This is a genomic window from Mesorhizobium sp. P3_A10 (genome assembly GCF_056403175.1).
Genome location: NZ_JBFUFZ010000003.1, coordinates 326,963 through 350,670, shown reverse-complemented (window position 1 = coordinate 350,670; position 23,708 = coordinate 326,963). Strand labels below are relative to the sequence as shown.

The 23,708-nt window shown below is 62.7% G+C and carries 25 protein-coding genes; 11 read left to right on the top strand and 14 right to left on the bottom strand.

Features of this window, described 5'->3' with window-relative positions; genetic code table 11:
• Window positions 1-14 precede the first annotated feature (14 nt).
• From urtB to AC1DXU_RS14625, 5 genes are all read left to right on the top strand, one after another.
• On the top strand, window positions 15-1,631 hold the full coding sequence (gene urtB, locus AC1DXU_RS14645; RefSeq protein WP_477369495.1) for an urea ABC transporter permease subunit UrtB: 1,617 nt from the start codon (window positions 15-17) through the stop codon (window positions 1,629-1,631).
• A complete protein-coding gene (gene urtC, locus AC1DXU_RS14640; protein WP_477369493.1) occupies window positions 1,628-2,860 on the top strand; it encodes an urea ABC transporter permease subunit UrtC in 1,233 nt (410 codons plus the stop codon). The genes urtB and urtC overlap by 4 nt, the downstream gene beginning before the upstream one ends.
• 6 nt (window positions 2,861-2,866) lie before the next feature.
• Window positions 2,867-3,613, top strand: coding sequence for an urea ABC transporter ATP-binding protein UrtD (urtD, locus tag AC1DXU_RS14635; protein ID WP_477369491.1), 747 nt, complete (start codon window positions 2,867-2,869; stop codon window positions 3,611-3,613).
• A 70-nt stretch (window positions 3,614-3,683) separates the two neighbouring features.
• A complete protein-coding gene (gene urtE, locus AC1DXU_RS14630) occupies window positions 3,684-4,379 on the top strand; it encodes an urea ABC transporter ATP-binding subunit UrtE (protein ID WP_477243034.1) in 696 nt (231 codons plus the stop codon).
• A gap of 237 nt (window positions 4,380-4,616) precedes the next feature.
• The gene (locus AC1DXU_RS14625) at window positions 4,617-4,793 is read left to right on the top strand and encodes a hypothetical protein (protein WP_477317640.1); all 177 of its coding nucleotides are present in this window, start codon (window positions 4,617-4,619) and stop codon (window positions 4,791-4,793) included.
• A 23-nt stretch (window positions 4,794-4,816) separates the two neighbouring features.
• Here the strand turns inward: AC1DXU_RS14625 and AC1DXU_RS14620 are convergent, their stop codons facing one another.
• From AC1DXU_RS14620 to AC1DXU_RS14580, 9 genes are all read right to left on the bottom strand, one after another.
• A complete protein-coding gene (locus tag AC1DXU_RS14620; RefSeq protein ID WP_477369489.1) occupies window positions 4,817-5,968 on the bottom strand; it encodes a GGDEF domain-containing protein in 1,152 nt (383 codons plus the stop codon).
• A gap of 138 nt (window positions 5,969-6,106) precedes the next feature.
• Complete coding sequence (locus tag AC1DXU_RS14615) at window positions 6,107-6,913, bottom strand: DUF72 domain-containing protein (protein WP_477369487.1); 807 nt, start codon at window positions 6,911-6,913, stop codon at window positions 6,107-6,109.
• Window positions 6,914-6,940: 27 nt separating this feature from the next.
• Entirely contained in the window at window positions 6,941-7,399 is a 459-nt protein-coding gene (locus AC1DXU_RS14610; RefSeq protein ID WP_477369485.1) for a GNAT family N-acetyltransferase, read from the bottom strand.
• 34 nt (window positions 7,400-7,433) lie between these two features.
• The gene (uvrA, locus tag AC1DXU_RS14605; RefSeq protein WP_477317648.1) at window positions 7,434-10,355 is read right to left on the bottom strand and encodes an excinuclease ABC subunit UvrA; all 2,922 of its coding nucleotides are present in this window, start codon (window positions 10,353-10,355) and stop codon (window positions 7,434-7,436) included.
• Between the two features lie 797 nt (window positions 10,356-11,152).
• On the bottom strand, window positions 11,153-11,434 hold the full coding sequence (locus AC1DXU_RS14600; protein WP_477369483.1) for a hypothetical protein: 282 nt from the start codon (window positions 11,432-11,434) through the stop codon (window positions 11,153-11,155).
• 100 nt (window positions 11,435-11,534) lie between these two features.
• Window positions 11,535-12,140 (bottom strand): ATP-dependent Clp protease proteolytic subunit, encoded by a 606-nt coding sequence (locus AC1DXU_RS14595; protein WP_477317652.1) that lies wholly within the window; start codon window positions 12,138-12,140, stop codon window positions 11,535-11,537.
• Window positions 12,141-12,164: 24 nt separating this feature from the next.
• Complete coding sequence (locus AC1DXU_RS14590; RefSeq protein WP_477369481.1) at window positions 12,165-12,638, bottom strand: SRPBCC family protein; 474 nt, start codon at window positions 12,636-12,638, stop codon at window positions 12,165-12,167.
• Window positions 12,635-12,949, bottom strand: a complete 315-nt coding sequence (locus tag AC1DXU_RS14585; protein ID WP_477317656.1) for an ArsR/SmtB family transcription factor — start codon at window positions 12,947-12,949, stop codon at window positions 12,635-12,637. The genes AC1DXU_RS14590 and AC1DXU_RS14585 overlap by 4 nt, the downstream gene beginning before the upstream one ends.
• Window positions 12,950-12,993: 44 nt before the next feature.
• A complete protein-coding gene (locus AC1DXU_RS14580; protein ID WP_477369479.1) occupies window positions 12,994-13,383 on the bottom strand; it encodes a cupin domain-containing protein in 390 nt (129 codons plus the stop codon).
• A gap of 318 nt (window positions 13,384-13,701) precedes the next feature.
• Between AC1DXU_RS14580 and AC1DXU_RS14575 the strand changes: the two genes are divergently transcribed.
• From AC1DXU_RS14575 to AC1DXU_RS14560, 4 genes are all read left to right on the top strand, one after another.
• Window positions 13,702-14,031 carry a c-type cytochrome gene (locus tag AC1DXU_RS14575; protein ID WP_477369477.1) on the top strand — a complete coding sequence of 110 codons (330 nt, stop codon included), beginning with the start codon at window positions 13,702-13,704 and terminating at the stop codon, window positions 14,029-14,031.
• 283 nt (window positions 14,032-14,314) lie between these two features.
• The gene (locus AC1DXU_RS14570; RefSeq protein ID WP_477317664.1) at window positions 14,315-14,836 is read left to right on the top strand and encodes a single-stranded DNA-binding protein; all 522 of its coding nucleotides are present in this window, start codon (window positions 14,315-14,317) and stop codon (window positions 14,834-14,836) included.
• Between the two features lie 21 nt (window positions 14,837-14,857).
• Window positions 14,858-15,256 carry a DUF2306 domain-containing protein gene (locus AC1DXU_RS14565; protein ID WP_477369475.1) on the top strand — a complete coding sequence of 133 codons (399 nt, stop codon included), beginning with the start codon at window positions 14,858-14,860 and terminating at the stop codon, window positions 15,254-15,256.
• Window positions 15,257-15,287: 31 nt separating this feature from the next.
• Window positions 15,288-15,713, top strand: coding sequence for an OsmC family protein (locus AC1DXU_RS14560; RefSeq protein ID WP_477369473.1), 426 nt, complete (start codon window positions 15,288-15,290; stop codon window positions 15,711-15,713).
• A gap of 17 nt (window positions 15,714-15,730) precedes the next feature.
• Here AC1DXU_RS14560 and AC1DXU_RS14555 read toward each other — a convergent pair whose 3' ends face one another.
• The 3 genes from AC1DXU_RS14555 to AC1DXU_RS14545 all read right to left on the bottom strand — a co-directional run bounded on the left by AC1DXU_RS14555 (window position 15,731) and on the right by AC1DXU_RS14545 (window position 17,402).
• Entirely contained in the window at window positions 15,731-16,360 is a 630-nt protein-coding gene (locus AC1DXU_RS14555; RefSeq protein WP_477317670.1) for a MarC family protein, read from the bottom strand.
• 95 nt (window positions 16,361-16,455) lie between these two features.
• Window positions 16,456-16,833 carry a VOC family protein gene (locus AC1DXU_RS14550; RefSeq protein ID WP_477369471.1) on the bottom strand — a complete coding sequence of 126 codons (378 nt, stop codon included), beginning with the start codon at window positions 16,831-16,833 and terminating at the stop codon, window positions 16,456-16,458.
• Window positions 16,834-16,871: 38 nt separating this feature from the next.
• Window positions 16,872-17,402 (bottom strand): hypothetical protein, encoded by a 531-nt coding sequence (locus AC1DXU_RS14545; RefSeq protein WP_477369469.1) that lies wholly within the window; start codon window positions 17,400-17,402, stop codon window positions 16,872-16,874.
• An 87-nt stretch (window positions 17,403-17,489) separates the two neighbouring features.
• On the opposite strand from AC1DXU_RS14545, the gene AC1DXU_RS14540 reads away from it, so the two are divergent.
• Window positions 17,490-18,338, top strand: coding sequence for a helix-turn-helix transcriptional regulator (locus AC1DXU_RS14540; protein WP_477369467.1), 849 nt, complete (start codon window positions 17,490-17,492; stop codon window positions 18,336-18,338).
• 2 nt (window positions 18,339-18,340) lie between these two features.
• Here the strand turns inward: AC1DXU_RS14540 and AC1DXU_RS14535 are convergent, their stop codons facing one another.
• A complete protein-coding gene (locus AC1DXU_RS14535) occupies window positions 18,341-18,964 on the bottom strand; it encodes a ParB-like protein (RefSeq protein WP_477369465.1) in 624 nt (207 codons plus the stop codon).
• A complete protein-coding gene (locus AC1DXU_RS14530; protein ID WP_477369463.1) occupies window positions 18,961-20,649 on the bottom strand; it encodes a SulP family inorganic anion transporter in 1,689 nt (562 codons plus the stop codon). Before AC1DXU_RS14530 ends, AC1DXU_RS14535 begins: the two co-directional genes overlap by 4 nt.
• Window positions 20,650-20,859: 210 nt before the next feature.
• Between AC1DXU_RS14530 and gyrA the strand changes: the two genes are divergently transcribed.
• Complete coding sequence (gene gyrA / locus AC1DXU_RS14525; RefSeq protein ID WP_477369461.1) at window positions 20,860-23,658, top strand: DNA gyrase subunit A; 2,799 nt, start codon at window positions 20,860-20,862, stop codon at window positions 23,656-23,658.
• The last annotated feature ends 50 nt before the right edge of the window (window positions 23,659-23,708 follow it).

Genomic DNA, 23,708 nt, shown 5'->3' with positions numbered 1-23,708 from the left:
GCCGCCAGAAACCGATGAATTCGATCCGCGCGATAGGTCTGACGCTGCTTTGCCTGCTGGCGACGCTGTCGCCGTCGAACGCCGCGGAAGCCGATCTTCGCGCCATCATCGCCAAATTCGCTACCGCCTCGAATTTCTCGGCCACTGAAGCCGTCGTGCATGAGCTTGCGGCCACCGGCGATCCCTTGGTCGAACGTCCGTTGGCAGCGCTTGGCGACGGCAATCTCTACATCCGCAAGGCCGATTCCCTGGTCTTCGTCGGCAAGGAGGCCGGCGACAGCGTTGAGCTGCTCGACCCGCTGAGCGGCGAAAAGTCCGCTGATGCCGCCAAGGCCGATCTCACCAAGATCAAGGTCAACAACACGCTGCGCCGCGTCATCCGCGATGCGCTGGGCACGCTGACGTTGCGTGCGAAAAATCCGGCCGTGCGCATCGCTGCCGCCGACACCATGTTCAAGACGCCCGATGCCGCCAATATCGAACCGCTCGATGCTGCGATATCAGGCGAAGCCGTGGCCAGCGTCAAAGCGCTGTTCGAACAGGCGCGCGCGGCATCCATTCTCGTTTCCGACCGCCCGGAGGCCGACAAGCTGGCGGCCATCGCCCTGATCGGCGCCCGCGGCGATCGCGACGCGCTGTCTTTGCTAACCTCCGTCGAGGCCAACTCCGAAGGCGCGGTCAAGGAAGCGGCGACGGCTGCGATGGCCAACATCAATTCGACGCTGGCATTCTGGGATGCCGGCCAGAACATCTGGTACGGCATTTCGCTCGGATCGGTGCTGCTGCTCGCCGCTATCGGCCTCGCCATCACCTTCGGCGTCATGGGCGTCATCAACATGGCGCATGGCGAGATGGTCATGCTCGGTGCCTACACCACCTTTGTCGTGCAGGAGGTGATCCGCAATTCCTTCCCCGGCCTGTTCGACTGGTCGCTGGTCATCGCGCTGCCGCTGGCTTTCCTCGTCGCGGCTCTGGTCGGTCTGATCATCGAGCGCGGCGTCATCCGCTTCCTCTACGGCCGGCCGCTGGAAACACTTTTGGCGACATGGGGTGTGTCGCTGATCCTGCAGCAGGCAGTGCGCACCATTTTTGGCCCGACCAACCAGGAGGTCGGCAATCCGTCCTGGATGTCAGGCTCCTTCTCCATCGGCCAGCTGGCCGTGACCTGGAACCGCCTGTGGATCCTGGTCTTCGCGCTCTGCGTCTTCGGCGTGCTGCTTTATGTCATGAAGCGCACGCCCTGGGGTCTGCAGATGCGCGCCGTCACCGCCAACCGCCGCATGGCGGCGTCCATGGGCATCAGGACGCCTTGGGTCGATGCGCTGACTTTTGCATTGGGTTCCGGCATTGCCGGCATTGCCGGCGTCGCCCTCAGCCAGATCGACAATGTCTCGCCCAATCTCGGCCGCGGCTACATCATCGACAGCTTCATGGTCGTCGTCTTCGGCGGCGTCGGCAATCTCTGGGGCACGCTGGTCGGCGCCTTCTCACTCGGCATCGTCAACAAGGTCCTTGAACCCTATGCCGGCGCGGTGCTCGGCAAGATCGTCGTGCTGGTCCTCATCATCCTGTTCATCCAGAAGCGCCCGCGCGGCCTGTTCGCGCTCAAGGGCAGGGCGGTGGAAGTATGATCACAGGACGCTTCTTTGCCGCGGGCGCAGACCGCCGCATCGCCATCACCATCTTCATCCTGCTGGCGGTCGCCATCATCGTGCCGCTGCTCAACCTGGTGGTGTCGCCGGCAAGCGCCTTCTACGTGCCGTCCTACATCGTCGCATTGACCGGCAAGTATCTCTGCTACGCGTTGCTCGCCTTGGCGCTCGATCTCGTCTGGGGTTACTGCGGCATCCTTTCGCTCGGCCACGGCGCTTTCTTCGCGCTCGGCGGCTACGCGATGGGCATGTATCTGATGCGCCAGATCGGCTCACGTGGCGTTTATGGCAATCCGATCCTGCCCGACTTCATGGTGTTCCTGAACTACAAAGCACTGCCGTGGTTTTGGACCGGTTTCGACCACTTCTGGTTTGCCGCCATCATGGTGCTGGCCGTGCCCGGCCTGCTTGCCTTCGTCTTCGGCTGGTTTGCCTTCCGCAGCCGTGTCACCGGCGTCTATTTGTCGATCATCACCCAGGCGATGACCTATGCGCTGCTGCTCGCCTTTTTCCGCAACGATATGGGGTTCGGCGGCAACAACGGCCTGACCGATTTCAAGGATATTCTGGGCTTCAACGTGCAGGCCGACGCGACACGCTCGGCGCTGTTTGCCGCCAGCGCGGTGACGCTGGCGCTGGCCGTCTACGTCACCTGGGCCATCGTCGGGTCCAAATACGGCAAGCTGCTGATGGCGGTGCGTGACGCCGAGAGCCGCACCCGCTTTCTCGGCTGGCGAGCGGAGAACGTGAAACTGTTTGCCTTCACCGTGTCGGCGGTCATGGCCGGCATTGCCGGCGCGCTCTATGTGCCGCAGGTCGGCATCATCAATCCGGGCGAGTTCGAGCCATCCAATTCGATCGAGGTCGTCGTCTGGGCGGCCGTTGGCGGGCGCGGCACCATCGTTGGGCCGATCATCGGCGCGCTGCTGGTCAATGCCGGCAAATCCTGGTTCACCGGCGTGCTGCCAGAATTCTGGCTGTTTGCGCTGGGCGGGCTGTTTGTTGCCGTCACGCTGTTCCTGCCCAAGGGCATCATCGGCATGTGGGACAGTTGGCGCGGCAACGCCAGGGCGCTGCGCGCCGCCTCGATCGCCGAGGAAGCCGGCACCGATGCCGACGTGCCGCCGCCGGCGAAGATCGTTCGCAGTGCGGCGACAAAGCCCGGCGACTGGTCCGCATCCAGCCCCGAACCGCAGCCGGCGGAGTGAGCGACAATGAGCAAGTCGAACACGATCCTCTATCTCGATGGCGTCTCGGTCTCCTTCGACGGTTTTCGCGCCATCAACAATCTGTCGCTGGTGCTCGACAAGGGCGAGATGCGCGCCATCATCGGGCCCAACGGCGCCGGCAAGACGACGATGATGGACATCGTCACCGGCAAGACGCGGCCCGACGAGGGCGAGGTCTTCTTCGACGGCCAGGTCGACCTGACCAAGCATGACGAAGCCGAGATCGCCATGATGGGCATCGGCCGCAAATTCCAGAAGCCGACCGTCTTCGAAAGCCATACGATCGAGGAAAACCTGATGCTGGCGCTGAAAGGCCCGCGCTCGATCTTTCCGGCCCTGTTCCATCGCCGCTCGGCCGCCGAAGCGCGGCAGATCGACGACATCCTCGGCATCACTAGGCTTGGCGACAAGCGCAGTGAATTGGCGGCAAATCTGAGCCACGGCCAAAAGCAATGGCTCGAGATCGGCATGCTTTTGGCGCAGGATCCAAAACTGCTTTTGGTCGACGAGCCGGTCGCCGGCATGACCGACGCCGAGACCGAGGAAACGGCGCGCCTGCTAAAGGACATCGCCCGCGACCATTCAGTCATCGTCGTCGAGCACGACATGCATTTCGTGCGCGAACTCGGCGTCAAGGTCACCTGCCTGCATGAAGGTTCAGTGCTGTCCGAAGGCACGCTCGATTTCGTTTCTGCCGACGAGCGCGTCGTCGAAGTCTATCTCGGGAGATGAGCATGGTCTGGCGGGTTCAATTCCATCGCTTCGATCTGTCGTTTCTCCGGTTCTGGAGAAGGCGCTGACCATGCTCGAAGTCTCCAATGCCACACTGCACTACGGCGCCGCCCAGGCGCTGCGCGGCGTCTCGCTCAAGGCCGGCGCCGGCAAGATCACCTGCGTGCTCGGCCGCAACGGCGTCGGCAAAACCAGCTTGATGAGATCGATCGTCGGCCACCACCGGCTGACGAGCGGAAGCGTTGCCTTCGAGGGGAAGGCGCTCGACCGGAGCGCGGCGTATGACCGCGCCCGGTCGGGCATCGCATTCGTGCCGCAGGGCAGGGAGATCTTTCCGCTGCTCACGGTGCGCGAAAACCTCGAATCCGGCTTTGCGCCGCTGAAGCGCGCCGATCGCAACATTCCGGCGCATGTCTTCGAGCTGTTTCCGGTGCTGAAGCAGATGCTTGGCCGCCGCGGCGGCGATCTGTCCGGCGGCCAGCAGCAGCAGCTGGCGATCGGCCGGGCGCTGGTGATGCGACCGAAGCTCTTGGTGCTGGATGAGCCGACCGAGGGCATCCAGCCGTCGATCATCAAGGACATCGGCCGCGCCATCCGCTATCTGCGCGACCAGGCCGGCATCGCCGTGCTGCTAGTCGAACAGTATCTCGATTTCTGTCGCGAACTCGCCGACGAGGTCAACATCATGGACCGTGGTCTCATCGTCCATACTGGCCCGGCGCAAGATCTTGATCGGGCCGACGTCCGGAAATTTCTCACCGTATAAATCGGTCTTCAGTCATTCTTCGATCCGTTGCTTGAAGCTCTGGCGCGCTGCTAGCTGCATGCTAGTCTTTGCTTGGCCTTGGTGAGTCGGCCGTTCCGTATCAGTCTGGTTTGTCGCAGATCGAGGGGAATGCGCGGGTCAAGCCGGCAAGTTCCACACAAGCAAGCACACCTAGCTTCCCTCCTGCGACCTGTTTTGTGTTCAACGCGTTTGAGCATTCAGGCCAGGAGAAAGCCGATGGAACGTTTCGTCGAAGACTACCAGAAGCGACGGCTCACGGAGCGCGTCGACATCATCACCGCCATTAACATTCTGAAGTCGCAAGGCTACGGCCACGACGAGCTGATCAGCGAGATCACCAAGGTCTTTTACGTCGATCTCGATGCCTACAATGAGATCGTCCTGGCGGCGTGATAGCTGTCACCAGGCGAGCCTGACTAGCCCGCACGCCGGAACGCCGAGGCAAAGACGCGATTGCGGCCACCACGCTTGGCGGCGTAGAGCGCCTTGTCGGCAGCGCTGAGCACCTTGTCGAAGCTCAGGCCTTCAGTGCCGCCGAAGGCGTATCCGGCGCTGACCGTGCATGACAGCGGACGGGTCTCGGTTTCGATCCGGCGCGCGGCGAAGGCAGCGCGCACCCGTTCGGCGGCAAATTCCACCTTCTCGGGCAGGGTTCGCTGCAGAACCAATGCGAACTCCTCCCCGCCGATGCGGGCGGCGGCATCGGCCGGGCGAAGATTGTCGGTCAGGTCCTTCGCGAACAGCTTCAGCACCTCATCGCCAGTGGCGTGGCCGAATTCATCATTGATGGCCTTGAAGCCGTCGAGGTCGAACACCACCACCGCCGTAAAGGCGCCCATCTGTGCGGCGCCATGCAGATCGAACAGAGCGCGGCGATTGAGCAGGCCGGTCAGCGGATCGGTCAGGGCATCGCGGCGGTGATGCTGCGCCAGCCGCCCCTGATTGAGCGCCAGCGAAAGGGCGCCGATGCCGGTCATGCAGGCGATGACGACGACGAGGCTCAAATCTTCGGCCCAGTTGCTCGGCGCATGTCCGAGGACAAGCTTGCCGTCCAGCGCCAGAACGATGGCGCACAACGCGAAGGATATGGCGGTGGCCGAGTAGAGCCCAGCTATGCCGATGATTGGGGCGGGGAACTCGGTTCGTCCCTTCCAGTATTCAAAAGCAGTCGCAAACAGCAGCAGGGCTGCAAAGGAATTCTCGAGCATGAAGCCGAGCCCGTCATATCCCAAGGTGATGGGCGGCAGTGTTGCGGCGAGCGAAATGCCGCCACCGAGAAGGATGCTCGGTAAGGGCGATCGGCCTGTCGTAAACTGGCGGGCAGCGCCAAGCATGGTCGAGAACCCGAGCAGAAGCAGGGTGAAGGTGGCGATGCCGAGCACGCGTCCCGGTGTTTCGATATAGGCCTTGTAGGTGAAGACGTCGGCGACGACCAACAACACGCTGACCGCCCATGTCAGCAGGAACTTCTCCGAGCGCGCGGTCAGCCATATGCCGAACAGCGTCAGGCTCAGGCAGGCGGCGGAAAACCCGACTGCCAGGAGGAGTGAGTTGTAGTCGAGCGACATGCCTCGTCCTTGCCCGCGACGGCCCATCCTCTGCGACTTGGCCGGACTGGATTCATGCAGCAAGGAGGTATCGATAAGGTTACGATGGCGGTGAAGAAGCCGAGATTCCCCCGCGTCAGTCTGTCACCAACTGCATCGTCAGTCAGTCATGCGTTTCATCAGCGCCATGGCGCCGAAGGGCGCCCGCACCTTGCCCTCGGTGATGAAGTAGACGAACACGTCGCGCGGTTTGACCGGCGCTTCGGTCGCGGGATCGGCGCGCCGCAGGTCGGCCGGCACCCTGCCTTCCGCCCAGGTTTTTACCCGCGCCGCCCATTCGTCGAGACCTTTCGGCGTGTAGCAATCGGGATTGTCGTCGCTGCCGGTCTGCAGCCGCGCATAGATGAAATCGCCGGTGACGTCGGCGATGGCAGGATATTTGGCATGATCGGCATAGACGATCGCCACCTTGTATTTGCGCGTAAGCGCGGCGAATTCCGGCACGATGAAGCTGTCGTTGCGCACCTCGACCGCATGGCGCAGCGCAACACCGTCCTGCTTTTCGGGTAATAGCTTCAGGAAGGCTTCGAAATCGTCCGGATCGAACTTTTTCGTCGGTGCGAACTGCCACAGGATCGGCCCGAGCTTTTCGCCAAGTGCGGCCACGCCGGATCCCAGAAAGCGCGTCATCGATTCACCGGCTTCGCCGAGCACGCGGCGGTTGGTGACGAAGCGGTTGCCTTTCAGGGAATAGACGAAACCGTCCGGCGCTTCGCTGGCCCATTTGACGAACGTGGGTTCCTTGAAGCTAGAGTAATAGGTGCCGTTGACCTCGATGCTCGGCACCTGCCGGCTGGCGTAGTTCAGCTGCTTGGCCTTGGACAGCTTGTCGGGATAGAACGACGTATCCCAAGGTTCAAAAGTCCAGCCGCCCATGCCGGCACGGATTTTTCCCTGACTGCTCATTGTCGTCCTCCCAAGTGCTGAAAGAGATCAGGCGTCCAAGGCTTTCGCCATGTCGACCAGCGTCCATCCTGGCCGGTATGGATTGGCCCGGCGACCCGTTTCGTGAAAGCCATAGGCTAGATAGAGCGCGATGTTCCGCTCCATGCGCGAATTGGTGTAGAGCCGCACCTCCGGCAAGCCCCATAGCCGCGTCTGCTCATCGGCGAAGTCGAGCAGCGCCATGCCGAGTTTCCTGCCCTGGAAGGCAGGGGAGACGGCGACGCTGAAGATCATCGCATGATCGGGATGCCGCTCGAGGACGATCAGCCCGGCCAGGTCAGAGCCGCTCGCCAGCAGCCAGACTTCGCCACGCTCGATGCGCGGCGCATAGTCCTCGGTGACCGGCATCGGCGGCGCGCCGAACAGAGCGGTGTAGGGCGCATAGGCGGCTTCTGTCAGCGAGACGACGGCTTGGAGATCACCGGCAAGCGCCTTGCGGAGTGTCATGCAAAAGCTCTCCAGGCGCCAATCGGTTCGGTCATCACTCCGCCGCTTCGCGCTTGCCTCCGGGGCGTCGCTCCAACAGCTCCTTGAGGAACTGGCCGGTGTAGCTGCGCTTTTCGCGCACGATCGCTTCGGGCGTGCCCTGGGCGACCAGTTCGCCGCCGCCGTCGCCGCCCTCGGGGCCGAGGTCGAGCACCCAGTCGGCGGTTTTTATCACCTCGAGATTGTGCTCGATGACCACCACCGTGTTGCCCTGGTCGACCAGCTCATGCAGCACTTCCAAAAGCTTGGCGACGTCATGGAAATGCAGGCCGGTGGTCGGCTCGTCCAGGATGTAGAGCGTCTTGCCGGTCGCCTTGCGCGACAGTTCCTTGGCCAGCTTGATGCGCTGCGCCTCGCCGCCCGAAAGCGTCGTCGCCTGCTGGCCGATATGGATATAGCCGAGGCCGACCTGCTTCAGCGTCTCTAGCTTGTCGCGCACGCCGGGCACCGCGGCGAAGAAATCGACGCCTTCCTCGACCGTCATGTCGAGCACGTCGGCGATCGACTTGCCCTTGAACACGACGTCGAGCGTCTCGCGATTGTAGCGCTTGCCGTGGCAGACGTCGCAGGTGACGTAGACGTCGGGCAAGAAGTGCATCTCGATCTTGATGACGCCGTCACCCTGGCAGGCCTCGCAGCGGCCGCCCTTGACGTTGAACGAGAAGCGCCCGGGCTGGTAGCCGCGCGCCTTGGCCTCCGGCAATCCGGCGAACCAATCGCGGATCGGCGTGAAGGCACCGGTATAGGTCGCGGGGTTGGAGCGCGGCGTTCTTCCGATCGGCGACTGGTCGATATCGATGACCTTGTCGAGGAATTCGAGACCCTCGATGCGGTCATGCTCGGCCGGGTGCTCGCGCGAACCCATGATGCGGCGCGACGCCGCCTTGAACAGCGTCTCGATCAGGAAGGTCGACTTGCCACCACCCGACACGCCGGTGACGGCAGTAAACGTGCCCAACGGGATTTCGGCCGTCACGTTCTTCAGATTGTTGCCGCGCGCGCCGACGATCTTCAGGCGACGGTTCTTCTTCGGCTCGCGCCGCACGCCAGGTGTCGCCACTTCCAGTGCGCCCGACAGATATTTGCCGGTGATCGAATTGGGGTTAGCCATCACCTGCTGCGGCGTTCCCTGGGCGATGATCTCGCCGCCATGGATGCCGGCGGCCGGGCCCATGTCGACGACATAGTCGGCGTGCAGGATGGCATCCTCGTCATGCTCGACGACGATGACCGTGTTGCCGATGTCGCGCAGATGCTTCAGCGTGTCGAGCAGGCGCGCATTGTCGCGCTGGTGCAGGCCGATCGACGGCTCGTCCAGCACGTAGAGCACGCCCGTCAGGCCGGAGCCGATCTGCGAGGCCAGCCGAATGCGCTGGCTTTCGCCGCCCGACAGCGTGCCGGAATTGCGCGACAGCGTCAGATAATCGAGCCCGACATCGTTGAGGAAGCGTAGCCGCTCGCGGATTTCCTTGAGCACCCGCACCGCGATCTCGTTCTGCTGATCGTTGAGATGGGGCGGCAGGTCGGTGAACCAGCGGTCGGCGCTGCGGATCGACAGTTCGGTGACCTCGCCAATATGTTTTCCCGCGATCTTCACCGCCAGCGATTCCGGCTTTAGCCGATAACCCTTGCAGACCGGGCAGGGCGTGGCCGACATGAAGCGCTCGATCTCCTCGCGCATCCAGGCGGATTCGGTCTCTTTCCAGCGCCGCTCGAGATTGGGTATGACGCCCTCAAAGGTCTTGGTCGTCTTGTAGGAGCGCAGGCCGTCATCGTACTGAAAAGTGACCTCGCGCTCGCCGGTGCCGCGCAGGATGGCTTCCTTGGCCTCTTCGCTTATATCCCTAAACTTGTCGCCGAGCTTGAAGCCGTAGGCCTTGCCCAGCGCTTCAAGCGTCTGTGAATAGTAGGGCGAGGTCGACTTCGCCCACGGGCTGACGGCGCCGTCGCGCAGCGAGACGTTTTCGTCGGGCACGATCAGGCTGGCGTCGATGGCGCGCTGGCTGCCGAGACCGTCGCAGGTCGGGCAGGCGCCGAACGGGTTGTTGAAGGAGAACAGCCTGGGCTCGATCTCCGGAATGGTGAAGCCGGACACCGGGCAGGCGAATTTTTCCGAGAACAGGATGCGCTCATGCGTCTCGTTCTTCGACTTGTTGACAGAATCCTCGCCGGTCTGGCTGGCATCGAGCGGCTTGTCGGCGAATTCGGCCACCGCCAGGCCTTCGGCCAGCTTCAGCGCGGTTTCGATGGAATCGGCAAGCCGCGTCGCCAGGTCGCCGCGCACGACGATGCGGTCGACGACGACGTCGAGGTCATGCTTGTACTTTTTATCGAGCGCCGGCACATCTGATATCTCGTAGAAGACGCCGTCGACCTTGACGCGCTGAAAGCCCTTCTTCTGCAGCTCCAGCAGTTCCTTGCGGTACTCGCCTTTGCGGCCGCGCACCATCGGCGCCAGGATGAACAGGCGCGTGCCCTCCTCGACCGCCAGCACGCGGTCGACCATCTGGCTGACCGTCTGGCTCTCGATCGGCAGGCCGGTGGCCGGCGAATAAGGAATGCCGACGCGCGCGAACAGCAGCCGCATGTAGTCGTAGATTTCGGTGACGGTGCCGACCGTGGAGCGCGGGTTCTTCGACGTCGTCTTCTGCTCGATCGAGATGGCCGGCGACAGGCCGTCGATCTGGTCGACGTCAGGCTTTTGCATCATTTCGAGGAATTGCCGGGCGTAGGCCGACAGGCTCTCGACATAGCGGCGCTGGCCCTCGGCATAGATGGTGTCGAAGGCGAGCGACGATTTGCCGGAGCCCGACAGGCCGGTCATGACGATCAGGCTGTCACGCGGCAGGTCGAGATCGACATTCTTCAGATTGTGTTCGCGCGCCCCGCGAATGGAAAGATATTTATGGTCGGCCATTGCCGGTCGCCGCCTCAGATCTGGTGTCAGTGGGATCGGCGGGGTTTTCCCGGCCATCCCCTATGTAGGTATTTTTGCCGCCACGTCGAGAGACGCCACAATTCTCGACAAAAGCGTTTAACCGCCTTTCGCCCGAACGGGCAAGCGGAAAGAACAAAGACCGAACACGCTCCTGACAAAGCCTGTGCGGAACCTGACTTGCACGTAACCTCCCGGCGATCACTTTTTTCGGTAATCGGCTATTGAAGGTTGACGTCTCCGAATCAGGGGAGCAGTGTCCAAAGGTCAACGAAGCCGGCCGTCTTTCGATGGCCTCGCCGCCCCAAGGCGGCCTGCGAGACGCCGCAGGTATTTGCGATTTGTGCTTCGGATTGACGACAATCGCAACGGACACAGGAGCGGAGCATGACGCCACCGGATAGTCCATTGAGGCTCCACCTATGGCTGGAGCCGCGGCAGGCATAAGTGCCAGGGTTGATTCAAAGTCTTAGAGCGTGGGTTGTGCGTGTAAGCGAACACATGTCGTTCTAACACCTTCATTCCACCCGACAAACCGTGACCTGCCGTCCCCCACGAAAATCAGAGACTGCTAGTCGGATCGTCGGCTGAATGCCGCGAAGCATCCGAAATCAAAGTCGGTATAACACTACCGGCAGGTTGGATCTGGAATCCAAAAAAAGCCCCGACCGTTTGCGGAAGCAACGGCGGGGCTGCTTTTATGGGGCGGCAGTGAGTGCTGCACGCTTCCAGTCCTTCACGTGCAATACTTCCAACGACGTCCCTCGGCCGGAGCGATGTCAATGACGCGGGAGCCCGGTTCTCCCGGCGCCGACATCGATGGTGATGCTGCCGGAAATCCTGACATCGGTATCGCCGATTTTGAACGTGCCGTTATCGCCGGCGGGGACCGCGTCGTCGGGCTCGGGCTGCAGTGCTGGCTTGGCGATGCGATAGTCGCTGGTCACGCCGGGCAGGGCGCCTTTCGGCGACGAGGCCGTGCTGTCCCCGGCAAAAGCAGCGCTGGAGGTTGCAGCGGTGATCGCAAAGGCGATGATCAGTCTGTTCAGGCGGAAATGCATCGCAAGACTATAGTGCTGCGATACAGGCGAAACCAGACCGGCGGCGCCAAAATTGCCTTGGGGTCGACCGGTCCAAATTCCGTTCGTCGGTGCCGGCGCTCTATGCCGCCTGTTTGCGCGTATCAAAAACGTGGTCGACGAGGCCCCAGTCCTTGGCTTCCTTCGCGGTCATGAAGAAATCGCGGTCGAGCGTGCGCTCGACCTCTTCATAGGTGCGGCCGCAATGCTGCGCATAGAGCTCCGTCATGTGCCGCTTGGTGCGCAAAATGCCCTCGGCATGGCGCTGGATGTCGGAGGCCTGGCCCTGGAAGCCACCTAGGGGCTGATGCAGCACGATGCTGGCGTTGGGCAGGGCGATGCGCCGTCCCGGCGTTCCCGCCATCAGCAGGAACGAGGCCATCGAAGCGGCAAAGCCCATGCACACCGTCGACACCGGGCAACTGATATATTGCATCGTGTCGTAGATGGCGAAGCCACTGGTCACCACGCCGCCCGGCGAGTTGATGTAGAGCGAGATCTCCTTGTCCGGATTGTCCGATTCCAGTGACAGAAGCTGCGCGCAGACCAGTGCCGACATGCCGTCATTGATCTCGCCATTGACGAAGATGATACGCTCGCGCAGCAGTCGCGAGAAAATGTCGAAGGCACGTTCGCCGCGGCTCGACTGCTCGATCACCATCGGAACCAGATTGGCAAGGCCGCTCATCTCTTTGTCTCCGTTTATTTTTGCTCAAGCCGCGCGCGCCAACAGGCGCGGCGCATTGGCGGCTATGGGCAGTTTTGGCTTGCATGCGCCGAGTGAAAGCCGGCAGCCGGCGCCGGCCATGGCAACCGCGGGCGTTGCCGCCTGGACAAACCCGTCATGCACGATGCGCAGGTGCGTGCCGCCCGAAATGGTGCGGGCAAGCGTGAAGGTGACGATGCTGTCCAGCCGGTCGGCGTCGTTGGTCTGCGACCGCTCGCGCCAGGAGTAGCGCAGCAAACGCCCGGGTTCGGCATCGAGCACTTCGCAGTCGATCGGCGTATCCGGCCCGGCAAAGGCAAAGCGACTGCCGGTTTCCGGCTTGATGTCGTTCGGCATCATCCATGCCGCCAGTAATTCGGGCACCGTCAGCGCCCGCCACACCTTCTCCGGTGCGTCTGGCAGATCGCATTCGAAGGCGAGTGCGTCTTTGGCGGCCGGCGCCTGCTTTTCATCAGTCATTGGTCCATGTCCTTCAAAACGGCCTTCAGCCTTTCGATGCGTTCCGGCCAGAATGCACGGTAGCGTTCAATCCAGCCGAGCAGAGGGCCAAGCCCTTGCGGATCGGCGCGATAATAGGCGTTGCGACCGGCCCGCCGTTCGACCACCAACCCGGCGCCGCGCAGCACCGCCAGATGCTGTGACACCGCCGGCTGCGACACGCTCATGCCGCTGCGCAGTTCCGACACGCTCATCTCGCCAGCGGCGAGCCGCTCGTAGACGGCGCGTCGTGTCGGGTCGGCCAGCGCGCGAAAAATCTCTGCTTCGATCATGGTCAAAGCATAAGTCGATACTTATTGGTTGCGCAAGCGCTGTTTTACAAAATCGTGGGAAGCCAGCGCCTCACCATCTCAGGCGATCCGTCGAATGTCGCCTCGAAGATGGGTGCCGCCAGCACCGCATGGATGTGAAGCATTTCGGAGCCGACATTTCGAAAGCCGTGGTTCTTGTGCGCGGGAATGACGAGTGACTGTCCGGCGATCAGGACGTCATGCTCGTCGTCGATCCACATCTCGGCCTTCCCGGTCATCACGGTAAGCACTTCCTCAACCGGGTGCCAATGCGTCGGGGCACCAACCGCAGGCTCAACCCATTGTTCAAAAATACAAAGTTGGGCTGCACCATTGCCGGCAGAAATGTGCATCCGGGTTTCGACCCCTGCTCGCCACCGCTCACGCGGCTGCTTCTTATGCACTACGATTTTCATTGATCGCCCTTTCGATCCGCGTCTCGAAACATCGAATTGTGCTGGGGAACCACGCTATTGCGCAAGCGTCGGGGCTGTTGTGCTGGGTAAGAGGATTTCGAGGGTGGTCCGATGGACCCGGTGCGCGTCGCGCTGCATGGCGATGACGGCTTTCTGCTCCTGCCGTCCTGGAAGAATTTCTTCGAGCTTCCCACCGGGATAAGAGCCTTGAATTTCCGATCTTCGACCATGGAAGATTCGCTACCCCGTCTCGCCGGGTGTAGGGTGCCTTGTCGTCCGATCTAAAAGATCACTCTTAACACTGAGGGGAGGACTTCGATGATCAAGAAACTTGTCCTTGGCCTGGCTGCCCTCGTGGTCACCTCGTCATTTGCGCAGGCTGCAGGCGACAGCGCCGCCGGCCGGAAAGTCATGGAGCGATGCCAATCGTGCCACGGCAAGGATGGCCTCGGAAGAATGAATTACGTGCCCAATCTCGCCGGGCAGAAGTACGACTATCTCGTCCACGCGCTGACGGTTTACAAGGCCGGAGAGCGCAAGAGTCAAATGATGTCGCTGGTCGTCAAATACCTGAGCGAGGAAGACATTGCCAATGTTGCGGCTTACTATTCCGCGATCAAGATTACCGTCGAAGCTCCGCCGCCTTAAGCCACCTTTTTGTACGGTCCGCGCGGACCCGGCTTAGGCGCTACGGCGTCCATCTTCTCGCAAAGATCGTCCATCGACCAGAGAGTAGCCGACACGCCAGCCGCCATTGAAACTGAGACACTACCTGGTGCTGACATTCCTTGACAACCGGCCTTGATCGACTTAGAACGAAAAGAGAACAAAAACCTTGTGGGTAAAGGCAGCCACAGCAGGCGGGGATTGTCCGTAGCCTGTAAGGTGCGGCGACAAAAAATCTGGTTTCGGATGAGCGCGGAGAAATATCATGGCGGGTAGCGTCAACAAGGTCATTCTGGTGGGCAACCTAGGGGCAGACCCTGAAATCCGCCGTTTGAATTCGGGCGAACCGGTCGTCAACATCCGCATCGCCACCTCGGAAAGCTGGCGCGACAAGAATTCCGGCGAGCGCAAGGAGAAGACCGAGTGGCACAACGTCGTCATCTTCAACGACCAGCTCGCCAAGGTGGCTGAGCAGTATCTGAAGAAGGGCATGAAGGTCTATGTCGAGGGCCAGCTGCAGACGCGCAAATGGCAGGACCAGACAGGCAACGACAAGTACACGACCGAAGTCGTGCTGCAGAAATTCCGTGGCGAGCTGCAGATGCTCGATGCACGCGGGCAAGGCGAGGGCGGTCAGGTCGGCGGTTACTCAGGCGGTGGCGCTGCCCGCGGTTCCGATTTCGGCCAGTCCGGCCCGGGCGAGAGCTTCAGCCGCGGTGGCGGCGGCGCCAAGAGCGGTGGTGGCGGCGGTTCGTCACGCGAACTGGACGACGAAATCCCGTTCTGAGACTGATCGGGAGAGGTCGCCATGTCGCTGGGACCGCTGCTTGCCGCGCGCCCTCCAATCCCTTGGCATGCCTTTGCCGCCTTTGCCGCATTGGTGACGGGCGCCACGCAATTGGCGCTGCCAAAGGGCACGCCGCGTCATCGTGTCGTCGGCTATGTCTGGGCGGCGCTGATGCTGGTCATCGCCGCCTCCAGCTTCTGGATACAAGAGATACGTCTCGTCGGCCCGTTCAGCCCGATCCATCTGCTGTCGATCCTGGTGCTGGTCACGGTGCCGCTGGCGGTGTGGTACGCGCACACCCACAAAGTCACCGCGCATCGCGGCGTCATGATCAAGCTCTATGTTTTCGCGCTGATCGGCGCCGGCGTGTTCACGCTGCTGCCGGGGCGGATCATGCACGCTGTCGTGTTCGGCCAGTGATCGGCGTCACGCACTAGCAAGGAAGAGTCCAGTGAAAGCACGGGTCAAATGGGTCGAGGAGCGCACTTTCGTCGGCGAGTCCGGCAGCGGCCACAAGGTAGTGCTGGGAACCGCGGCCGGACCGGAAGGCAAGACACCGGGACCAAGCCCGATGGAACTGGTGCTGATCGGCACCGGCGGCTGCTCGGCCTATGATGTCGTCCACATCCTCGAAAAAGGTCGCGAGGCGATCGAGGACTGCGTCGTCGAACTCGACGCCGACCGGGCGGAAACCGACCCAAAAGTGTTCACCCGCATCCACATGCATTTCGTCGTCAAGGGCCGGGCGCTCTCGCACGACAAGGTGAAGCGGGCGATCAACCTGTCAGTCGAAAAATACTGCTCTGCCTCGGCGATGCTGGCCAAGACGGCAGTGATCACCCACGACTTCGAAGTCGTTGATACGGCGGTGAAGTAGGCAGTAGGCACTGCCGTTCACCCCGCCATCAGCGCCTTGATGCCGTCGGCGACGAACTGCACGGCAAGTGCTGCCAGGATGACGCCGAGCAGCCGCGTCAGGATCGAGCGGCCGGTATGACCGAGGATTCGGTCGATGCGCTCCGACAGCACGAACACCAGATAGGTGATGGCCAGGCAGACGAAGATGATGCCGACCAATGCCGCTTGTGCTGCAAAACCCTGAAACGAGCCGGAGAGCAGGACCGTCGCCGAAATGGCGCCCGGCCCGGCGATCAGCGGGATCGCCAGCGGGAAGGCGGCGATGTTGTGGATCATGTCCTTGGTGATGGCGACGTCGCCGATCTTCTCCTTGCGGTCCTGCCGGCGCTCGAACACCATTTCGAAGGCGATGAAGAACAGCAGGAAACCGCCGGCGACGCGGAAGGCCGGTAGCGTGATGCCGAACACCGACAGGATCGATGCGCCAGCGACGGCAAACAGCGCCATCACCAGGAATCCCATGATCGAGGCGCGGATAGAAACCTGCTGGCGTTCCTCGCGGTTCATGCCGCGCGTCACCGCCAGGAAAAGCGGCGCCAGGCCGGGCGGGTCGATGGTCACCAGAATGGTGACGAAGGCATTGAACAGGCTGTCGAAGCTCGGCATCTCTGACCCCTCCCGCCGGGCCATGCCCGGGCCTTTGCATTGGTAGAGCAAAGCGGGGTCAGAGGAAACCGTCTCAACCGCGGGAATTCGGCCGACTAGCCAGCCGCGCCGCAATAGGCCTCGATGCGGTAACCGTCGGGGTCGACGACAAAGGCGGCGTAGTAGTTGTCGCCATAGGAGGCGCGCAGGCCGGGTGCGCCATTGTCGCTGCCGCCTTCACGCAAGGCGCCGGCATGGAAGGCGTCGACGCTGCCACGCGTCGGCGCGGCGAAGCAGAAATGCAGGCCGGACTCCGTGTCGGCCGCAACCGGGCGCGGGGCTTCGTTCACCCAGAGTGCCACCGCCTCAGTGCCGTAGCCCAATGAGCCCGGCGACTGGCTGAGACAGCTATAGCCAAGCGGGTTTAGCGCGGCGTCGTAAAAGCGCTTCGAGGTGTTGGCGTCGCGGACACCGATCGAGACATGGTCGAGCATCGTTTTCTCCGTTGTTACAATTGGTTGGGTTGTCAGGCTCAGGCTGCGCGGCGAGCCAGAAACTCGACTTCCAGCCGCCATGTCGCGCCGTCGTCATGCGAACGTTCGCCCAGCCAGCAGAAGGAATTCTCGGTAATCCGGGAAAAACTCCAGCGCACCGACGAGCCGGTGCCGTCTGCGCCTTGCTGGACGATGGTGTCGCCCTCGGCACGGCCAAGCTGGCGGCTGTAATACTGGTTGCGCGGATCGCTCCAGAAAATGTGCCAGGCATCGTTGCCGGGGTCATAGACGCGCAGCGTTGTGCCGTAGAAAGTCCATTTGCCGAGCGATGGCGAGGGGCCGGCATCCCGCGCCGGCAGGATCCACACATCCTGGATCGCCCGGCCCTCGAGAACCCAGCCGAAATGCACCTCGCCGCGCCCGCTGAGCACCGTCCCGTCCTCGAGGTGGCGCGTGGCGTCGAATGTCCAGGCGCCGACGAACCGGCCGTAAAGGTTCAGCTTTTCAACCAGGTCGGGATTGGGCCCATCATTGTGCAAAGCTTCGGCAAAGGAGGTTGAACCTGTCATGGTTGCTGCCTTCGTGCTGTCAGGAGACTGCAGGCTTTAGGCCCGGGCAGGGTTCTGGGCTTGGGAAAAATTGCTATAGTTCGGGCCATGACAGCGAGCACGCAAACCCTGGCATCGGGACGGGGCTGGCACGTCGCGGATGTGGTCTGCACCGCCAGCGCCGCCGATAGGCCGTTCGAGGAAGAACACCAGAATTTCTGCGTCGCCGCGGTGACCAGCGGCACTTTCCGCTACCGCACACACCAGGGCACAGCGATGTTGGCGCCGGGCGCTCTTCTGCTCGGCAACCCCGGTTCCTGCTACGAATGCGGCCACGAGCATGGTGCCGGCGACCGCTGCCTCTCCTTCCATTTTTCTCCAGCCTATATGGAGCGGATCGCCACAGACGTGCCGGGCGCGAAAAAGCTGGCCTTCGAGCTGCCGCGGCTGCCGCCCCTGCCGGCGTTGGCATCTCTGCTGGCCGAAGCGGAAGCCGCGCGCGAAACGGCCGACATCGGTGCTTTCGAGGAACTTGGCCTGCGCATTGCCGGCGCCGCTGTGGCTGTCGCCAGTGACGCCACGCCAGGCGTCCGCCCGCCAAGCCGCCGCGACCAGAAGCGGGTTGCCGAGGCAGTGCGGCAGATCGAACTCAATGCGGACCGGCCGGTCTCGCTCGCTGAGCTTGCCGGCTCGACGGCGACCAGCCCCTATCATTTCCTGCGCACCTTCAGGCAGGTCGCGGGCATGACGCCTTATCAATTCCTGCTGAGAACCCGACTGCACCGCGCGGCAGTGCGGTTGCGCATGTCGCAGGATGCCATATCCGCGATCGCCTTCGATGCCGGGTTCAACGATCTCTCGACCTTCAACCGCCGCTTCCGCATGGTGATGGGTGCGACGCCCGGCGCCTATCGGGCATGCCGCGTTTCATCGCCGAACGCGGCTGCGGCCTTGTAAAGTCAGTCCTCGGTCGGTCCGCACCAACCCGGCAGGTAGTCAGCATCCTTGCTCCTGGCCAAGGCAAGCGCATCCTTCATCGCCTTGTCGAAGTTCTTCGCAATGGCATGGCGGTCGATGCGCCGACGCAGGAAATCCGCCCAGATGAATTCGCTGAACGGCGTCGTGTCCTTGGCAAAGCCGCCCATCCGACGCAGTTCGCCCGCTACGCTGCGGTAAGGATCATCGATCAGCTCGCCGATTGTCTTGGGAATTGCCGAGTAGTCACGGCGCCGGCCGTTCTCATCGAACGGGTGCATCCAGCCGCGATTGTCGAGCACGAAAAGAAACGCTTCCTTGTCGAGCGCGGACAGGTCGCTGATCACGGTCACAAGCACGTCCTTGACGCCTTCCTCGAGCAGCGCGCGGGCGAGGTGATGGTGATCGGTGACGTAGTTACGATTTTTGGGACCCAAAACCACCGGAACCATGTGTTTGCCGAGAAAAGCGCCGGTCTTCTGCTTGGCGTCCTGCGCCCGGATCATCTGGCGCTTCAACGTAACTTCCCTCATGCCGACTGTTATCTGCGTCGGCCGAAGGTCCTCGACAGGGACCGGCGTGACAATGGGTTCTCGGGGGTCAATCATGGCACTCCATCCTGTTCTTTCTGCTGCTTTTTCCCCGGACCAAGTGATTTGATGGCGGCGTCGACGCTGTGAAAGATCCGCTGCGGGCCGACCAGGTCGGCAATGCCAAACCGCGCCAGAGCCGACTGGGCGCGCAGCGATTCCAGGCGCGCTATGGCAAAGATCGCGCCCGTCTTGCGGCAATGGGCGATGGTTTCGATCAGGGCCTGGGCGGCGGTGTAGTCGATTTCGACGATGTTGCTGGCTTCCAGCACGACCAGCTTCACGCTTTCGCCTCTGGCGTCGATCATCTCGCCAAGGCCGCGTTTGAAAAGGTCGGCGTTGACGAAGGACAGCGGCGCCTGAAACGCCGCGACGAGCACGCCGGGCAATTGCTCGCCTGCGTCCGGCTTGGCCGGCGGCCACCAGACCGAAGTGCCGGGAACCTGTTCCAGCTCGATCGGTTGTGTCCGTGTCGCGCTCCAGATGCCATGCAGCAGCGACAGGCCGATGCCGGTCGCGACGCCGGTCTGGATCGGCAGCACGACGATGGCCGCCACGGTGATGAGGATCAGCGCGAATTCAATCGGTGCCTGCCGGTAGACATTGGCGAACACTTTCCAGCGCAAAATGTGCTGGGCAACGAACATCAGAACGCCGGCAAGGGCTGCCTGCGGGACATCGGCGAGCAGGCCGCCGCCGAAAGCCCCGAGCGCCAGCACGATGGCCGCGGCAATCAGGCCTGAAAACTGCGAACGTCCGCCCGACTGGGCGACGATTGCGGTGCGCGGCGGGCTGGCATTGACCGCGAAGGCGCCGAACAGGCCACACAGAATGCTGCCGGCGCCGACGCCGACAAAGTCGCGGTTGATGTCGGGGGCATCGCCGACGAAGGAGCGGCTGGTCGCCGCCGTCTGCACCATGACGACGATGGCGATCAGCAGCGCCAACGGCAGCAGCGCCTGCGCATCGTCAAGGCCGACCAGCGGCATGCTGGCCCGCGGCAGTCCGTTCGGCAAGGCGCCGAGCACCTCGACGCCTTGGTCTTTGAGGCTGAAGGCCGCAACCGCCAGTGTGGCCAGCACCATGCCGATCAGGGCGCCGGGGATGCGCGCGCTGATGCGTTCGGCGCCGAACACGATGGCGAACACGCCAAGGCCAAGCGCCAAGCTCCACGGGTTGGTGAGGTGGAGATTGGCGGCGATTTCAGCGACCCGGCGCAGCGTTTCACCGTTTTCGGGCGGCAGGCCGAGCAATCCCGGCAGTTGCGAAACGATGATATGGACCGAAATGCCGGCCAGAAACCCTGTCGTCACCGGCACCGAGAGCAGGTCGGCGATCCAGCCAAGCCGGAAGATGCCGCTCAAACCCACCAGCAGCCCGACCATCAGCGCCAGCATCGCCGCCAGCGCCAGATAGTGCGCCGAGCCGGCAACGGCGATGAGGGCGAGACCGCCGGCAAACAGCGGCGTGATGGTCGAATCCGCGCCGGACGACAGATGGCGATTGGCGCCAAGCAGGGCAAAGGCCAGCGATCCCGCGACAAAGGCGAAAAAGCCGATCTCGGGGGCAAAGCCGCCAAGGCGGGCTGTCGCCATCTGTTCGGGGATGGCGATCGCCGCCAGCGTGAGCCCGGCGGCCAGATCGCCATTGAGATCTCTCAGCCGCCAACCGCTCAGCGCTCGCAAAGGCAGCCACCAATTCATCGTGCTTACGGCTCGGGCTTGAGAAAACAGTCCATCGCAGGCTTTTGCCCTGGCGGCGGCGAAATGCGCTTTGGCCATATCGTCGCAATCAGCGGTATCCTTTTGAAATTACCACCAAAATTGACACTGGAAAAGTGCTGTAGACGTTGGAGTTTCGATCCTGCTTCCTATATAAGCGGCAAGTGATTCCTGATTAGATTGTGACGCGATTTGACCGACCAGAAGACACCGCGCGGCGCCGACGGCGGCCCCACCGGCATCGAGCCGATATCCATCATCGAGGAGATGCAGCGCTCCTATCTCGATTACGCCATGAGCGTGATCGTCAGTCGTGCGTTGCCGGACGTGCGCGACGGCCTGAAGCCGGTGCATCGCCGCATTCTCTACGCTGCCCATGAGAGCGGCTACCACTGGAACCGCAAATATGTGAAGTCGGCCCGCCCGGTCGCCGACGTGATGGGTAAATACCATCCGCATGGCGACGCCTCCATCTATGACGCCTTGGTGCGCATGGCGCAGGACTGGTCGCTGCGCGTGCCGCTGATCGACGGGCAGGGCAATTTCGGCTCCATCGACGGCGATCCGCCGGCGGCGATGCGTTACACCGAATCGCGGCTGACCAAGGTCGCGCACGAGTTGCTGGAGGACATCGACAAGGAAACCGTCGATTTCCAGGACACGTATGATGCCTCCGACACCGAACCGAAGGTGCTGCCGGCTCGCTTCCCCAACCTTCTGGTCAACGGTTCCGGCGGCATTGCCGTCGGCATGGCCACCAACATTCCGCCGCACAATCTCGCCGAAGTCTGCAACGGCGCCATCGCCATCATCGACAATCCGGCGATCGACCTGCCGGCGCTGATGGAGATCATTCCGGGCCCCGATTTCCCCACCGGCGGCATCGTGCTCGGCCGTTCCGGTATCTACAGCGCCTATTCGACCGGCCGCGGTTCGATCGTCATGCGTGGCAAGGTCAACGTCGAACAGCGCGGCAACGACCGTGAATCGATCATCATCACCGAGGTTCCCTACCAGGTGAACAAGTCGTCGATGATCGAGAAGATGGCCGAGCTGGTGCGCGACAAGCGCATCGAGGGCATTTCCGACATCCGCGACGAAAGCGACCGCCAGGGCTACCGCGTCGTCATCGAACTGAAGCGCGACGCCGTCGCCGACGTCATTCTCAACCAGCTCTATCGCTTCACGCCGCTGCAGACCTCGTTCGGTGCCAACATGGTGGCGCTGAATGGCGGCAAGCCGGAAGTCATGACGCTGACCGACATGCTGAAGGCGTTCGTCGGCTTCCGCGAAGAGGTGATCAGCCGGCGCACGAAGTTCCTTTTGCGCAAGGCGCGCGACCGCGCCCATGTGCTGGTCGGCCTGGCGATTGCCGTCGCCAACATCGACGAAGTGATCAAGCTGATCCGCACCGCGCCCGATCCGCAGACAGCGCGCGAGCAGTTGATGGAGCGGCGCTGGCCCTCCGGCGACGTCGAATCGCTGATCCTGTTGATCGACGATCCGCGCCACCGCATCAACGAGGACGGCACCTACAATCTGTCCGAGGAGCAGGCGCGCGCCATCCTCGAACTGCGCCTGCAGCGCCTGACCGCGCTCGGCCGTGACGAGATCGCCGACGAGCTGAACACGATCGGCGCGGAAATCATTGATTACCTTGATATTTTGTCGTCCCGCGCGCGCATCCAGCAGATCGTCAAGGACGAGCTGACTGCGGTTCGAGACGAGTTCGGCACGCCACGCCGCACCGAGCTCACCGATGGCGGCGCCGACATGGAAGACGAGGACCTGATCCAGCGCGAGGACATGGTCGTCACCGTCAGCCATTCCGGTTACATCAAGCGCGTGCCGCTATCGCTCTACCGGGCGCAGCGCCGCGGCGGCAAGGGCCGCTCCGGCATGTCGACCAAGGAAGAGGATTTCGTCACCCGGCTGTTCGTCGCCAACACGCACACGCCGGTGCTGTTCTTCTCCTCGCGCGGCATCGTCTACAAGGAGAAGGTCTGGCGGCTGCCGATCGGCAACCCGCAGTCACGCGGCAAGGCGCTGATCAACATGCTGCCGCTGGAGCAGGGCGAGCGTATCACCACCATCATGCCGCTGCCCGAGGACGAGACCAGCTGGGGCGAACTCGACGTGATGTTCGCCACCACGCGCGGCACCGTGCGCCGCAACAAGCTGTCCGACTTCGTCCAGGTCAACCGCAACGGCAAGATCGCCATGAAGCTGGAGGAGGAAGGCGACGAGATCCTCGGCGTCGAGACCTGCACCGACAATGACGACGTGCTTCTGACCGCAAGCTCGGGCCAGTGCATCCGCTTCTCCGTCGGCGACGTGCGCGTCTTCCAGAGCCGCAATTCCGTTGGCGTGCGCGGCATAACCATGGCCGAGACCGACCGCATCATCTCGATGTCGGTGATCGAGCATGTCGATGCACCTCCGGCCGAGCGTGCCGCCTATCTCAAGCGGGTGGTGGCTGAACGCCGCCTCGCCGCCGGCATCGCGGCCGGTGAGGAGGAGGAAATCGCGCTGACCAATGAGGAGGTCGGCGAAGAGACCGAGCTTTCCGACGAGCGCTATGAGTTCCTCAAGTTGCACGAGCAGTTCGTGCTGACGGTGACGGAATATGGCTACGGCAAACGCTCTTCGTCCTACGATTTCCGCCTGACCGGGCGTGGCGGCAAGGGCATCCGTGCCACCGACGTGTCGAAAACAGCCGAGATCGGCCGGCTGGTGGCGACCTTCCCGGTCGGCAATGACGACCAGATCATGCTGGTTTCGGATGGCGGCACCGTCATTCGTGTGCCGGTCAACGGTATCCGGTTCGCCAGCCGCGCCACCAAGGGCGTCACCATTTTCAATACAGCCGAGGGCGAGAAGGTCGTTTCGGTGGAGCGGATTTCGGAACCGCAATCGGATGAGGAAGAGGGCGACGTTGAGGCTGGCCCGGATGTGGCTGCTGGCGACGCTGCTCCAGACAACGCCGAATAGGTTTGACAAGGCAACGCCGGCCCAATGGGCTGGCACGATCAACAAAGCGG